At 67.7% G+C, this 14,055-nt stretch carries 11 protein-coding genes; 8 read left to right on the plus strand and 3 right to left on the minus strand.

Features of this window, described 5'->3' with window-relative positions:
• Window positions 1-162 precede the first annotated feature (162 nt).
• The 3 genes from ABRP18_RS04990 to ABRP18_RS05000 all read left to right on the plus strand — a co-directional run bounded on the left by ABRP18_RS04990 (window position 163) and on the right by ABRP18_RS05000 (window position 6,509).
• Entirely contained in the window at window positions 163-4,782 is a 4,620-nt protein-coding gene (locus tag ABRP18_RS04990) for an ExeM/NucH family extracellular endonuclease (protein WP_349885642.1), read from the plus strand.
• A gap of 174 nt (window positions 4,783-4,956) precedes the next feature.
• Window positions 4,957-5,238 carry a helix-turn-helix domain-containing protein gene (locus ABRP18_RS04995; RefSeq protein WP_058632649.1) on the plus strand — a complete coding sequence of 94 codons (282 nt, stop codon included), beginning with the start codon at window positions 4,957-4,959 and terminating at the stop codon, window positions 5,236-5,238.
• Window positions 5,235-6,509 carry a HipA domain-containing protein gene (locus tag ABRP18_RS05000; protein WP_349885643.1) on the plus strand — a complete coding sequence of 425 codons (1,275 nt, stop codon included), beginning with the start codon at window positions 5,235-5,237 and terminating at the stop codon, window positions 6,507-6,509. Before ABRP18_RS04995 ends, ABRP18_RS05000 begins: the two co-directional genes overlap by 4 nt.
• 9 nt (window positions 6,510-6,518) lie before the next feature.
• Here ABRP18_RS05000 and ABRP18_RS05005 read toward each other — a convergent pair whose 3' ends face one another.
• The gene (locus tag ABRP18_RS05005) at window positions 6,519-7,142 is read right to left on the minus strand and encodes a glyoxalase (protein WP_349885644.1); all 624 of its coding nucleotides are present in this window, start codon (window positions 7,140-7,142) and stop codon (window positions 6,519-6,521) included.
• Between the two features lie 118 nt (window positions 7,143-7,260).
• On the opposite strand from ABRP18_RS05005, the gene ABRP18_RS05010 reads away from it, so the two are divergent.
• The 5 genes from ABRP18_RS05010 to ABRP18_RS05030 all read left to right on the plus strand — a co-directional run bounded on the left by ABRP18_RS05010 (window position 7,261) and on the right by ABRP18_RS05030 (window position 12,627).
• Window positions 7,261-7,773, plus strand: a complete 513-nt coding sequence (locus ABRP18_RS05010) for a DUF3817 domain-containing protein (protein WP_021198891.1) — start codon at window positions 7,261-7,263, stop codon at window positions 7,771-7,773.
• Entirely contained in the window at window positions 7,770-9,356 is a 1,587-nt protein-coding gene (gene guaA / locus ABRP18_RS05015; RefSeq protein ID WP_058632651.1) for a glutamine-hydrolyzing GMP synthase, read from the plus strand. Before ABRP18_RS05010 ends, guaA begins: the two co-directional genes overlap by 4 nt.
• 8 nt (window positions 9,357-9,364) lie before the next feature.
• Window positions 9,365-10,753 carry a glycosyltransferase gene (locus ABRP18_RS05020; protein WP_193762340.1) on the plus strand — a complete coding sequence of 463 codons (1,389 nt, stop codon included), beginning with the start codon at window positions 9,365-9,367 and terminating at the stop codon, window positions 10,751-10,753.
• 139 nt (window positions 10,754-10,892) lie between these two features.
• Entirely contained in the window at window positions 10,893-11,318 is a 426-nt protein-coding gene (locus ABRP18_RS05025; RefSeq protein ID WP_058632653.1) for a YciI family protein, read from the plus strand.
• 13 nt (window positions 11,319-11,331) lie between these two features.
• The gene (locus tag ABRP18_RS05030) at window positions 11,332-12,627 is read left to right on the plus strand and encodes an RNA polymerase sigma factor (RefSeq protein WP_061018580.1); all 1,296 of its coding nucleotides are present in this window, start codon (window positions 11,332-11,334) and stop codon (window positions 12,625-12,627) included.
• 61 nt (window positions 12,628-12,688) lie between these two features.
• On the opposite strand, the gene ABRP18_RS05035 is transcribed toward ABRP18_RS05030, so the two are convergent.
• Together ABRP18_RS05035 and ABRP18_RS05040 are read right to left on the minus strand one after the other, a co-directional pair.
• Window positions 12,689-12,961 (minus strand): GlsB/YeaQ/YmgE family stress response membrane protein, encoded by a 273-nt coding sequence (locus ABRP18_RS05035; RefSeq protein WP_045263759.1) that lies wholly within the window; start codon window positions 12,959-12,961, stop codon window positions 12,689-12,691.
• A gap of 168 nt (window positions 12,962-13,129) precedes the next feature.
• Window positions 13,130-14,050 (minus strand): Bax inhibitor-1/YccA family protein, encoded by a 921-nt coding sequence (locus tag ABRP18_RS05040; protein WP_349885645.1) that lies wholly within the window; start codon window positions 14,048-14,050, stop codon window positions 13,130-13,132.
• Window positions 14,051-14,055 lie beyond the last annotated feature (5 nt).

Here is a 14,055-nt window from a genome sequence, read left to right on the forward strand (position 1 = left end):
TGCTTCCGGCCATCCGGTGAGCGCTCGATGACGAATCGGAAAACTCCGTTGAGGATGTCCGGACCGCTCCGTATGCTCGCACCATGTGAGCACGCTGGGAGTTTCCCCTGTGTGCCGTGACAGCCCTGAGAAGTGTCGAACCCGACCGAGGAGACAGCACCGATGATGTCCGCTCCAGATGACGAGAACCGCGTGGCTCCCGTCTCGCACCGTAGAAGTCGGGGGCGCATCGGCGCTCTCGCCGTGACCTGCGTCGCCGCATTGAGCCTCGGCTCGCTGGCTGCGGTTCCCGCCACAGCCGACACCACGGGCACGGGGGTGGTGATCAACGAGGCCTACCTCTCCGGCGGCAGCGCGGGCGCGGCCTTCAAGCACAAGTTCGTCGAGCTCTACAACCCCACCTCGGCTCCGGTCACGCTCGACGGGATGTCGCTGCAGTACCGGTCCGCCACCGGGTCGGCCGCCTTCAACGGCGTCGCTCCGCTCACCGGTGTGATCCCCGCCGGCGGTTACTACCTGGTGCAGGGCAACAGCAACGGCGCGAACGGTGCGGAGCTTCCGACCCCTGATGCCGTCAGCGCTCTGACCCCGAGCGGCACCAACGGCACGCTCGCGCTCGTCGAGGGTACGGCGGCGGTGAGTCTCACTCCCGGCTCGGTCGTGGGCGTCGACGGCGTCGTCGACCTGCTCGGCTACGGCACGTCCAACACGTTCGAGGGTGCGGCGGCGACCGCACCCGCCGGCAACACCGACGTCAAGTCGCTCAACCGCACCGGCGGTGTCGACACCGACGTCAACAGTGCCGACTTCACGCTCTCCGCCGCCATCACGCCGCAGAACTCGGGCGGCGTCGACCCCGGCCCCGGACCCGGCACCGATCCGAAGAAGGCGACGATCGCCGAGGTTCAGGGCACCACCGACGTCTCGCCGCTGAACGGCCAGACCGTGCAGGTCGAGGGCGTCGTCACGGCCGACTACCGCACCGGCGGGTACAAGGGCATCGTGATCCAGACACAGGGGTCCGGCGGCACGACCGATGCGACTCCCGGTGCGTCCGACGGTGTGTTCGTCTTCTTGAACGCGCTGACCCCGACCCTCGCGATCGGCGACCTCGTCTCGGTGACGGGTTCGGTGAGCGAGTACTTCGGCCAGACGCAGATCAACCCGGCGGCAGCCGCCGACGTCTCGGTCGTCACCGCCGGCGTCGGAGTTCCCGCCGTCACCCCGCTGCCCGCCACGGTGCAGGGCACCGACCGTGAGCAGTACGAGAACATGTACGTGGCCCCGGAAGGCACCTATCGCCTGGCTTCGAGCCACCAGCTGTTCAACTTCGGAGCGCTCTGGCTCAACGCCGGCGACGCGCTCGCGGTGAAGAGCACCGAGACCACGCGACCCGGTGATCAGGCCGCCGCGATCGCCGCAGCGAACCGCGCGAACCGCATCCTGCTGGATGACGGCTGGTCGATCCAGGTCACCAACAGCGGTCACCCGGGACAGCAGCCGTACTTCACGAAGGACACGGTGGTCCGCAACGGCGACACCGTCGACTTCGGCGACAACGGCTACGTGCTGCAGTGGGGCTTCAACGACTGGCGCCTGCAGCCGGTCGTCCCGATCGACGACTCCTCGTCCGCCGACCTCAAGGTCGGTTTCGAGGCGACGAACCCGCGCACCGAGAGTGCACCGACCGTGGGCGGCGACGTCCAGGTCGCGTCCTTCAACGTCTACAACTACTTCACGACGTTGAAGAGCGAGAACTCCAGCGCCCGAGGCGCGGCGAACGCGGCGCAGTTCGCGATCCAGAAGTCCAAGATCGTCGCGGCGATCAACGGGCTCGACGCCGAGATCGTCTCGCTCATGGAGATCGAGAACTCGGTGAAGCTGGGCAAGCCCATCGACACGGCCCTCAAAGACCTGGTCGCCGGGCTCAACGCCGACGCCGGGAGCGACGTGTGGGGCTACGTACCCACGCCCGCAGCCCTGAACAACGCGGCGACGACCGACTTCATCACCAACGCGATCATCTACAAGAAGGACGCGGTCAAGCGGGTCGGCGACAGCATCACGGTCACCGATGAGACCGTGTGGGGCAACGCCCGTGAGCCGATCGCGCAGGCGTTCGACATCGACGGCCGTGTCGTCACGGTCGTCGCGAACCACCTGAAGTCGAAGTCGCCGCCCGAGGGCGCAGGCGCCGAGCCGGCCGACGGCCAGGGCTTCTTCAACGCCGACCGCGTGAAGCAGGCGAACGCGATCCTCGCCTTCACCGCTCAGCTCGAGGAGACCACCGGCAGTGGCGACATGCTGCTGATCGGCGACTTCAACGCCTACGGCAAGGAAGACCCGATCGACGTGTTCACCTCGAACGGGTGGAGCGACCTCGTCGCCGACAAGGCCTCCGGCCAGTACACGTACTCGTTCGACGGCGAGCTCGGCTCGCTCGACCACGTGATCGCGTCCCCGTCACTCGCCTCGTCGATCACCGGCGCCGGGGTGTGGGGCATCAACTCGCCCGAGTGGAGCGACCGCGGCTACGCCTTTGGCGCGACCGAGCAGGGCACGCCCTACCGCTCCAGCGACCACGACCCGATCATCGTCGGCGTCTCCTCGGAGATCCCGCCGGTGAGCATCGACGTCGTCACCGTGAACGACTTCCACGGTCGGATCGAGGCCGACGGCGCCGCTGCCGGCGCAGCGGTCCTGGCCGGGGCTGTCAAGCAGTTCCGTGAGGCGAACCCGAACACGATCTTCGCCGGTGCCGGTGACCTGATCGGCGCATCGACGTTCACCTCGTTCATCAACGACGACAACCCCACGATCGACGCGCTCAACGCGGCCGGCCTCGACGTCAGCGCGGCGGGCAACCACGAGTTCGATCAGGGCTGGGCCGACCTCCGCGACCGTGTGCAGGACCGCGCGGACTGGGAGTACATCTCCTCGAACGTGTTCGTCACCGAGACCGGCGAGCCCGCGCTCGCACCGGCATGGGTGAAGGAGCTTGACGGGGTGCGAGTCGGTTTCGTCGGGGCGGTCACCGAAGACCTCGATTCGCTCGTCTCGCCCGAGGGCATCAAGGACCTCGAGGTCCGCAGCATCGTCGACTCCGTGAACGCGGTGGCCGACGACCTGCGCGACGGCGACGAGTCCAACGGTGAGGCGGATGTCGTCATCCTGCTCGTGCACGAGGGCGCATCCAGCACCGCCGTGTCCAGCATCACCCCGGACTCGCCTCTCGGCGAGATCGTCTACGGGGTCGATGACGATGTGGACGCGATCGTGTCGGCGCACACCCACCTGGCCTACAACCACGTGATCGACGGCCGCCCGGTCGTCTCCGCGGGGCAGTACGGCGAGAACCTGGGCCTGATGAACATCAAGGTCGACCCGAAGACGAAGGACCTGATCTCGATCACCAACGAGATCAAGCCCCTCACCGCTGCGGGCAAGCCGCTGTACCCGGCCGTGCCCGAGGTGCAGGCGATCGTCGACCAGGCGAAGGCCGAGGCCGATGTGCTGGGTGCGATCAAGGTCGGAGACATCACCGCCGACTTCAACCGCGCACGTCAGACGAACGGGTCGGAGAACCGCGGTGGCGAGTCCACCATCGGCAACTTCGTGGCCGACGTGCAGAAGTGGTCCACAGGTGCCGATGTCGCGATCATGAACCCCGGCGGCATCCGCGCCAACCTCACGTACGCCTCGGCGGGCGCGAACGATCCGGCGGGCAATGTCACCTACCGCGAGGCGGCGACGGTCCAGCCGTTCGCCAACACGCTGGTGACGCTTACGCTCACGGGTGCGCAGCTGAAGGGTGTTCTCGAGGAGCAGTGGCAGCCGGCCGGTTCGGCTCGTCCGTTCCTGAAGCTCGGCGTCTCGAAGGGGCTGGTCTACACCTACGACCCCGCCGCGGCGCAGGGTTCGCGGATCACCTCGATCACGCTCAACGGTGCGGCGCTCGACCCGGCTGCGAACTACACGGTCGCAGCCAACTCGTTCCTCGCGGCTGGTGGAGACAACTTCTTCACCTTCAAGGAGGGCACGGGTAAGCGCGACACCGGCAAGGTCGACCTGCAGTCCATGGTCGACTGGTTCGACGCGAACAAGACCGCGAGCCCCGACTACGCCCAGCGCGCGGTCGGCGTGGCGGTCAGCCCGGCGGATGCCGACGGCTACAGCGCCGGCGACCAGGTGACCGTGTCGCTCTCCTCGCTGGCGTTCAGCGCCGGTGAGCCGGCTCCGGGCGAGGTGACGCTGTCGCTCGGTGGCACGCAGCTCGCAGCCGGTGCGGTCGACCCCGCGGTCGTCGACACCACCGACGAGGGCGGGCGCGCCAGCCTGACCTTCACGGTCCCGTCCGGTGTCTTCGGTGAGCAGGTGCTCACGGTGGCCGTCGCCGGTACCGGAACCACGGTGCAGGTGCCGTTCACGATCGCGGGCGAAGAGGCGTTCGCCGGCACGATCGCCCTCGGCTCGTCCAAGGTGACCGCGGGCAAGAACCTCAAGGTCACCGGCGCCGGCTACGTGCCCGGCGAGACCGTGAGCATCGAACTGCGTCCGAAGAAGGGCAAGCCGGTGCAGGTCGGCACCGTCCAGGTCGGCGCAGACGGCACCTTCAGCACGTCGGTCACCGTGCCGAAGAGCGCTCCGTCCGGCAAGTACACCGTCGCCGCATCGCAGGCGGACGGGGACGCGGCGACCGCGACGGTCACCGTCAACCGGGCAGGCGGGATCATCGGTGCGATCCTCGACTGGCTCTGGGAGCTGCTGACCCGGTGGTTCTGACCGGATGACACAGGCGAAGGCCGTCGGGAGTGATCCCGGCGGCCTTCGTCGTCTCCTCGCCCGATTGTGTGTTCCAGACCACAGGCCGAGAAGTGTGTTCAAACGCACTAAGCCAAGTGTTACTTTTACGACACATAGGCGATAGTGTTTTTAAACACACAGCATGGAGGTGTCATGGAGAGTCAACCATTCCACTCAGCGCGACAGCTCGGGGCCGTTCTGAGAAGCGCGCGTCTGCGTCGAGGCTGGAGTCAGACGGAGCTTGCTGAGCGGGCGGACGTCGATAGGCCTTGGTTGGTGAAGCTGGAGACTGGGCGCCTCGACAACCCGACGCTTCGCCGGGTTCTGCATGTGGTGGAGTCTCTCGGACTGCAGCTGAACGTCCAGGAGCACGCAAAAGGCGATTCCTCGTTCGATCTCAGTGCCTTGTGGAGCGAGGAGGAGGGCGGGAGATGAACGCCGCATCCTCTGCGCAGGGCGATCTGGTCGCGTTCGTCGATGGTCAGCGCACCGGCCTGTTCACTCAGAATGCGCATGGCGCGATCAGCTTCGCGTATGACGACGATCTGTCGCCCGTGGCGACGCCACTCTCGATCTCGATGCCACTCGTGGCCGGTGCGGAGTACGGCAACCGGGTGGCACGACCGTTCCTGCAGGGGTTGCTGAGCGACAACCCCGCAACTCTGGAGGCCATCGCTGCTGCGCATCACACGAGTCCCCGGAACCCGATGGGTCTCCTCCGCCATGTCGGACGTGATACGGCCGGTGCGCTCCAGCTGTTGCCTCCGGGCGAAGCGTCCGACGACGCTGCGGCGCGCACGGGTGACGTGCATTACATCGACGACCTCGGCGAACTCGTCGCCTCCGTGGTCGATTCCGCAGGGAATTGGTCCGAGAGGTACGACGAGTTCCGTTGGAGCCTCGCCGGTGCGCAGCCGAAGCTTGCGCTGTACCGTTCAGACGACGGCCAATGGGGTGTTCCGCGGGATTCGACGCCGACCACCCACATCCTGAAGCCCGCAGCGCGTGGTGGCCGTCACGACGTCAACGAGTTTCTGACCATGAGAGCTGGGCGTCGTCTGGGGTTGCGGGTCGCCGACCACGGGCTCATGGTCACGGACCGCGGCGACTTCGTCTTCGTCGCGAAGCGCTATGACCGTGTCCAAGCCGGTGATCGGCTCCACCGGCTCCATCAGGAGGATTTCGCGCAGGCACTGAGCGTCGACCCCGCGCTCAAGTACCAATCCGACGGTGGCCCCGGGCTGGAGAAGTTCGCTCGGGTGGTGCGGGCGTTCGCCCCGTCCGAGCAGCGGCGCGCGGCGAACGAGCTGTTCGAAGCGCTCGTCTTCACCTGCGCCGCGGCGAACACCGATGCACATGCCAAGAATTACTCCGTCATCCATTCGGGGACGCAGATGAGGTTGGCGCCTCTCTACGACCTCGGAAGCAACGCGCTCTACCGAGGGGATCAGCCGATGCCCTCTGCGGTGTCCATCGGAGGCGAGCGCGTGATGGCACGCATTGGGATGACGCACTGGTTGAAAGCGGCCAAAATGCTCGGAGTCGAGGCGCAGGCGGCACGGGATGCCGTCGAGCGAATCCGCGGCGGGGTCTCCGCCGCCTTCGTGGCCGCGCGCGCCGACCTCCTAGCGGACGACGACGGACTGGACTACGCCGATCGGCTCGTAGAGGCCGTCGAGGAGCGCGCTCGCCATCACGGGTGGTGAACGCGTCGCCTAGGCGCTCACCGCGACGGGAGCCCAGACGAAGCCGTCGGGATCGACGGCCGCACCGAGCACGCCGTTGACCGTGATCCGGTGCGAGCCGGAGCCATCTGCCGGAACGCCCGCATCCTTGGCGAGTGACGCGTGCCGGTACAGGCCGAGGCCGATCGAGCCGGATCCGGTGTCGAACTGCACGTAGCTGCGACCGAAGCTCTTGTCGACCGGGATGCCGCGCTCCACGTAGAAGGTCTTCGAGGCGACCACATCGCCTGCGCCGAGCAGGAGGATGATCTCGTCGACCGTGCGGCTCGGGGGAGCGGTGTCCTTCTTCGCCGAGGTGGCGACCTTCCAGATGGCACCGTCGGGTGCCTGAATCGTGCCGCCGACGCCCCAGAGCGACTTCGATACGGGCTTGATCACGGTGGCCCCCGCGGCGACGGCCGCATCGACGAGCGCGTGCACGTTCGCGGGCTGCGAGACGACGAGCGACAGCGTGTAGCCGCGGAAGCCGGAGGAGGGGGCATCCGCGGCGCGGAACCGCAGGCGGTCGCCCAGGTCGAACGCCTCCGCGTAGAAGGAGCGGGCGGCGTCCACATCCGGGACGTCGAGGGTGAGGGAATCGATGGTCGTGTTCATGTCGAAGACGCTACGACCGTGACCTTCCGGCCGCTTCTCGATTCCTGACCGATGCATCGCCCTCTCCCGGACGCCGCTGCCGGATTCGTCACGATTTCCCGGCGGCTAGACTGGACGCATGCCCGAACCGAAAGTCGCCAGCTTTCCGGCGATCCGCGGTGCGCTGAAGTTCTACCAGATCGCGTCGATCATCACAGGTGTCATGCTGCTCCTGCTGTTGACCGAGATGGTGCTGAAGTACACGCCGATCCACCTCGAGCTCTTCATGGGCGGCTCCGGAGGTCCGCTCTGGTTCGCCGGCGTGCTCGCCGGTCCCGACTGCCAGTGGTGGTCGCTGTTCGCCCCCATGACGAACTCCTGCGAGATGACGTCTCTGGGTGACGGCTTCAACCTGTCGCTGTTCATCCTCGTGGCGCACGGCTGGTTCTATGTCGTGTACCTCTTCGCGTGCTTCCGCATGTGGAGCCTGATGCGCTGGCGCTTCCCGCGCTTCATCCTCCTCGCGCTCGGCGGCGTCGTGCCGCTGCTGTCGTTCTTCATGGAGGCGGTCGTCGCCCGTGAAGTCAAGACCTATCTCGCCACCAGGGAGGCCGCCGAGGCCTCCGCCCCCGCCCCGGAAGGTGTCCGTTGACCGAACAGTCCGAGACCCAGCAGCGTCCTGCGCTCGTCGTCGACTTCGGCGCGCAGTACGCGCAGCTGATCGCCCGTCGCGTCCGTGAGGCGGGTGTGTACAGCGAGATCGTGCCGCACACCGCCACGGCAGAGGAGATCGCAGCGAAGAACCCGGTCGCGATCATCCTCTCCGGCGGACCGTCGTCGGTGTACGAGGAGGGTGCCCCCAAGCTCGACCCCGCGGTCTTCGATCTCGGTGTCCCGACTCTCGGCATCTGCTACGGCTTCCAGTACATGGCCCAGACACTGGGCGGCGAGGTCGCGAACACCGGTCTGCGCGAGTACGGCGCGACGGACGCCGTCATCACGGGCGACGGCGGCACGCTGCTCGGCGGCCAGCCGGTGCAGCAGAACGTCTGGATGAGCCACGGCGACCAGGTGGCCAAGGCCCCCGACGGCTTCGAGGTGCTCGCGACGACGGAAGCGACCAAGGTCGCCGCATTCGCGAACCCCGAGCGCGGTTTCTACGGTGTGCAGTGGCACCCCGAGGTCAAGCACTCCGACCATGGCCAGCGTGTGCTGGAGAACTTCCTCCACAAGGGTGCCGGACTCGCCTCGGACTGGAACAGCGGCAACGTGATCGCCGAGCAGATCGAGCGCATCCGGGAGCAGGTGGGTGACGCCCGCGTCATCTCCGCGCTCTCCGGTGGCGTCGATTCCGCGGTCTCGACCGCTCTTGTGCACAAGGCCATCGGCGACCAGCTCACGGCCGTCTTCGTCGACCACGGGCTTCTCCGCAAGGGCGAGCGCGAGCAGGTCGAGAAGGACTACGTCGAATCCACCGGTGTGCGCCTCATCACGGTCGATGCAGCCGACACGTTCCTCGGTCACCTCCAGGGTGTGACCGACCCCGAGGAGAAGCGCAAGATCATCGGCCGCGAGTTCATCCGCGCGTTCGAGAAGGTGCAGCTCGACCTGGTGGCCGAAGCCAAGGCCTCGGGCGGTGCTCCGGTGAAGTTCCTCGTGCAGGGCACGCTCTACCCCGACGTCGTCGAGTCCGGCGGCGGTGCGGGCACCGCGAACATCAAGTCGCACCACAACGTGGGCGGTCTTCCCGACGACCTCGACTTCGAGCTGATCGAGCCGCTGCGCGCCCTGTTCAAGGACGAGGTGCGTGCGATCGGCCGCGAGCTGGGCATCCCCGAGGCGATCGTCGGACGCCAGCCGTTTCCGGGGCCCGGTCTCGGCATCCGGATCATCGGTGAGGTCACCGCTGACCGTCTCGAGATTCTGCGTGAGGCCGACGCCATCGCCCGCGAGGAGCTGACCAAGGCCGGCCTCGACCAGGAGATCTGGCAGTGCCCGGTCGTGCTCCTGGCCGACGTGCGCTCGGTGGGCGTGCAGGGTGACGGTCGCACCTACGGTCACCCGATCGTGCTGCGCCCGGTGTCGAGTGAAGACGCCATGACGGCCGACTGGACGCGCCTGCCGTACGACGTGCTGTCGAAGATCTCCAACCGCATCACGAACGGCGTCCGCGACGTCAACCGCGTCGTGCTCGACGTCACGTCGAAGCCGCCGGGGACGATCGAGTGGGAGTAGGGAGCACGATGCTCCCCGACGCGGCGCCGGCACTTCCCGACGCCGAGTATCTGGTGCTGTCCAGTCGGCTCATCCCCGGTATGGACGGCGGATACACGATCGCGACGCTGGCCCGTGCCCGCCAGCTCGCGAGCGCCGGTGTGGCCGACGGATCGGGCCCGCAGCTGCTCACGTTCGACCCGGGAACCGCGGCCGACCATGCCGCGCACCGGCAGACGTTCGTGGAGCAGGGTGCGCTCGTCGACTCCTCGCGGATGCGCAACCTGTTCGACGAGGCCACGGCTTCCGGCGGGGGAGCGGCCGATTGGCTGCGGACAGCCGCCGATCCCGCGGTGAGCGCCGATCCCGATGTGGAGTACCGGGTGCTCACGGATGCCGAGGGGCGATCGTTCGCGGCGCTGCCGGTGATCCCGGGCAACCCGGACTGGCATCTGAGCGAGGAGCCCGTGCTCGTCTACGACGCCGCGGGCCAGGTGACGGGAGCGCTGCACGGCTTCCGCGGCCTCTATCGGGCCTGGCTCGACCACGTGACCGCGGCCTTCGGCGACCGTCGGATCATCGTGATCTGCGAGTCCAGGCAGCTCGGCGAGCTCTTCGCGGACTGGTCCGACCCGCGCGTGCGCATCCTGCACACGATCCACACCATGCACGTGGAGGCGCCGTACACGCCTGATGCCCCGATGAACACGCTCTGGACACGGTGGTTCCGGCTGGCCGACCGGTTCGACGCCGTGATCTGGCCGACCGCCACGCAGCGAGATGACGTCGTGTCGCGCTTCGGTGCATCGGCTCGACACGTCCTGGTGCCGAACCCCATCGCTCCGGTTGACCGTAGCGACGACCTGCGCGAGGAGGGCCTCGTGGTCGTGCTGGGGCGCCTCGCCCCCGGAAAGCGCGTCGATCACGCGATCCGCGCCTTCCTCGCGGCCGACGTGCCTGGTACCCGCATGGAGATCTGGGGCGGCGGCCCGGAGGAGGAGCGGCTGCGCGCGTTGATCGCGGAGCTCGATGCGGGAGATCGTGTGCTCCTCGCCGGTTACACGGATTCACCGGGAACCGTTCTCGATCGAGCCGCGATGATCGTCACCGCGACCGCCTTCGAGGGACAGCCGCTGTCGATCGTCGAGGCGCTCCTGCACGGTGCCCCGGTGGTGTCCTACGACGCCCGGTACGGTATCCGCGATGTCCTGGAACTGGGCGGTGGCGTTCTGGTGCCGAGCGGTGACGTCGAGGCGCTGGGACAGGCGATCCGCGCACTGCTCACAGACCCCGATCGACTTGCGGCTCTGAGCGCCGAAGCGCCGTCGGTCGCGGCCGCGTGGAGCCCGCAGCGCTCGCTCGACGCCCTCACGGCAGTGATCGCCGAAGCCGCCACGCGCCCGTCCCGTCGCGCCTGACTTCCCGAGACCAGAGCTTCTCCGTCGCTCGGACAGAATTTCTCGGAGAGAATTCCGGAACGATGTCGATCCGCGGCGTTCCCGTTCGACGTCCTAGATGAGAGGGTCGAGAGACGGCCCATCGAACAAGGAGAACACCATGAAGTTCATGCTCATCATGCGCGCGACCGACGAGGCCGTGGAGGCGTACAAGGAGATGCCCTTCGACCAGGTCATCGAGGCCATGGGCAAGTACAACGAATCCATGATCAAGGCCGGTGTGCTCGTGGCCGGTGAGGGACTGACCGACGCAGCCGAGGGCTTCGTCGTCGACTTCAGCGCCGAGAAGCCGCTGATCACCGACGGCCCCTACGGCGAGACCAAAGAGCTCTTCAACGGCTTCTGGATCATCGAGGTCCCCACGCGCGAAGAGGCAGCGGAGTGGGCGAGCCGTGCTCCTCTCGGACGAGGGTCGTACCTCGAGGTGCGTCGCGTGACCGGCGTCGAGGACTTCCCCGCCGACAACGAGTGGATCCAGAAGGAAGCGGGCTGGCGCGAGGACGCAGAGCAGCGCGCGCAGCAGTGACGGACGAGCAGCGATGACGCCTCCCGTGCACAGCGAGACGGCGCGCTCGGCACCCGATCCCGGGTCGGCGGAGCGCGCCGTCGCCGCGGTGTGGCGCATCGAGTCGGCGCGTATCGTCGGCGCGCTCACCCGGATGGTGGGTGACTTCGGGCTCGCGGAGGACCTGGCCCAGGAAGCGTTGATCGATGCGTTGCAGCAGTGGCCGGTCGAGGGTGTTCCGCGTAACGCCGGGGCGTGGCTGACGGCGGTCGCGAAGCGCAAGGCCATCGACCGGTGGCGCCGCCAGGAACGACTCGACGACAGGGTGGCCCTGCTCGCGCATGACCTGGAGCGGGAACAGGCGGAGGGCGGCGACCTGCTGTGGGATCCGGATGCCGTGGATGACGACGTGCTGCGACTGATCTTCATCTCCTGCCACCCGGTGCTCGCCAAGGAGGCTCAGGTCGCTCTGACGCTGCGTGTCGTCGGCGGGCTGTCGAGTGAGGAGATCGCCCGTGCGTTCCTGGTGCCGACGGCGACCGTGCAGCAGCGCATCGTCCGCGCGAAGAAGACGCTCGCCGCCGCGAACGCTCCGTTCGAAGTGCCGCCCCGTGAGGAGCGGGCTCAGCGCATCGGTGCGATCCTCGGGGTGCTGTATCTGATCTTCAACGAGGCGCACGCCGCGAGCAGTGGGCCTGAATGGATGCGTCCTGAGCTGAGCGACGAGGCCATCCGCCTCGGCCGGGTGCTCGCCGCTCTCATGCCGCAGGAACCCGAGGCGCACGGTCTGCTGTCCCTGATGGAGCTCACGGCGGCCCGGTTCGCCGCGCGGGTGGACAGACATGGAGACCCCGTGCTGCTGGCCGATCAGGATCGCAGGCGCTGGGACCGGGGTCGTATCGCGCGGGGTCGGGCTTCTCTCGCCACCGCCGATGCGCTCGGCCGCGGCCGGGGGACGTACTGCCTGCAGGCGGCGATCGCGGAGTGTCATGCCGTGGCGGCGTCGGTCGACGAGACGGACTGGGATCGGATCGTCCTGCTGTACGAGGCGCTGGGCCGCATCTCCCCGTCACCGGTGGTGGAGCTCAATCGAGCGGCGGCCGTCGCGATGGCAACCGGCCCTGCCTCCGCGCTGCGCATCATCGACGAGCTGGCGAGTTCCGGGGCGCTGCGCGGCTACCATCTGCTGCCGGCCACTCGGGGAGAGCTGCTGCGTCGACTCGGTCGCGAGGAGGAGGCTCGCAGCGAGTTCGCCACCGCGGCGGCGCTCGCCGGCAACGATCGGGAGCGCGCACTGCTGGAGCGCAAGGCGCAGGGCGCACAGAAATGACTCGCCCCCTTCGGTAGCGTGATGCTGCCGAAGGGGGCGGGCGTCTGGATCCGGGGGATCGTCAGTCGTTGACCTTCTGGCCACGGCCGGCGATCAGGCCGTAGATCAGCAGGACGATGATCGAGCCGCCGATGGCGAGGAGCCACGTGCCCAGGTCCCAGAACTCGGTCAGCGGACGGTTGAGGATCAGGCTGCCGAGCCAGCCGCCGAGCAGCGCGCCGACGACGCCGAGAAGCAGCGTGATGAACCAGCCGCCGCCCTGCTTGCCGGGAAGGATCAGCTTGGCGATGGCACCGGCGATGAGGCCGAGAAGAAGAAAGCCGAGAAAACTCATGGTCAGCTCCTGTGATCGGGAGCCCCGGGGTGCCGGGGCTTCTTGTCCACAAGCCTGCCGAAATCCGGATCCGAGTGCCAACCCCTTGCGCGCGCACCCCCGGATATGCCAAGAGGCCCGACTCCCTCGTGGGAGACGGGCCTCTGCGACTGTGGCGACGCGGTCGCGTCAGTTGTTGCCGCGGGCGATCGCGATGATGCGCAGGATCTCGACGTAGAGCCACACGACAGTGACCATGATGCCGAAGGCGCCGAGCCAGCCGTACTTGCGGGGAGCGCCGTTGCGGACGCCCTGCTGGATCTGGTCGAAGTCGAGCACCAGCGAGTACGCGGCCATGATCACGACGAGGACGCCGATGATGAGGCCGAGCGGGATGCCGAAGATCTCCTGGCTGAACAGACCGAACGCGTTGGTGTTCACGCCCGTCCACATGAGGACGAGGTTCAGGAGCGAGAAGACCAGGTAGCCGATCATCGCGATCATGAAGATCTTGGTGGCCTTCTTCGAGGCGCGGATCTTGCCGCTCGCGAAGAGCGCGAGGGTCACACCGACGACCGAGACGGTCGCGAGCGTCGCCTGGAACACGATGCCGGGCCACTGCACCTCGAAGAACGCCGAGATGCCGCCGATGAAGAGACCCTCGAAGGCCGCGTAGGCGAAGATGAGCGCGGGGCGCACCTTCTTGCGCGACGTGAACGTGATGACCATGGCGAGCACGAAGCCGCCGAGGGCTCCGATGGCCCACGGCAGCACGTTGACGGCAGCGGGGTTGTACGGGTTGTAGCGGGGGACGTCGAGTCCGCCGAGCGTCAGCACCCAGCCGATCGCGGCGGTGACGAGCAGGATTCCGAACAGGCCGGCGGTCTTCCAGACGGTGTCCTCGACCGACATGCGGTCGGTCTCGATGGCGCCGGCGGGCGGTGCCGCGTACATGCCCTCGAGCTGTGCGTTGGCCGCAGCGTCCATCGCCCCGTGCTGGAGCGAGGTGCTCTGCGCGCCCTGGGCAGCCTGAGGTCCGCCCGGGTACGTCGCGACGTTGCGCGGGTCCTGCTGCTGGAAAGCAGGGTTGTTGAAAGCGAAGTTGCTCATTGGTG

This window comes from Microbacterium sp. WHRI 7836 (assembly GCF_040223885.2).
Classification (GTDB): Bacteria; Actinomycetota; Actinomycetes; order Actinomycetales; family Microbacteriaceae; genus Microbacterium; species Microbacterium oxydans.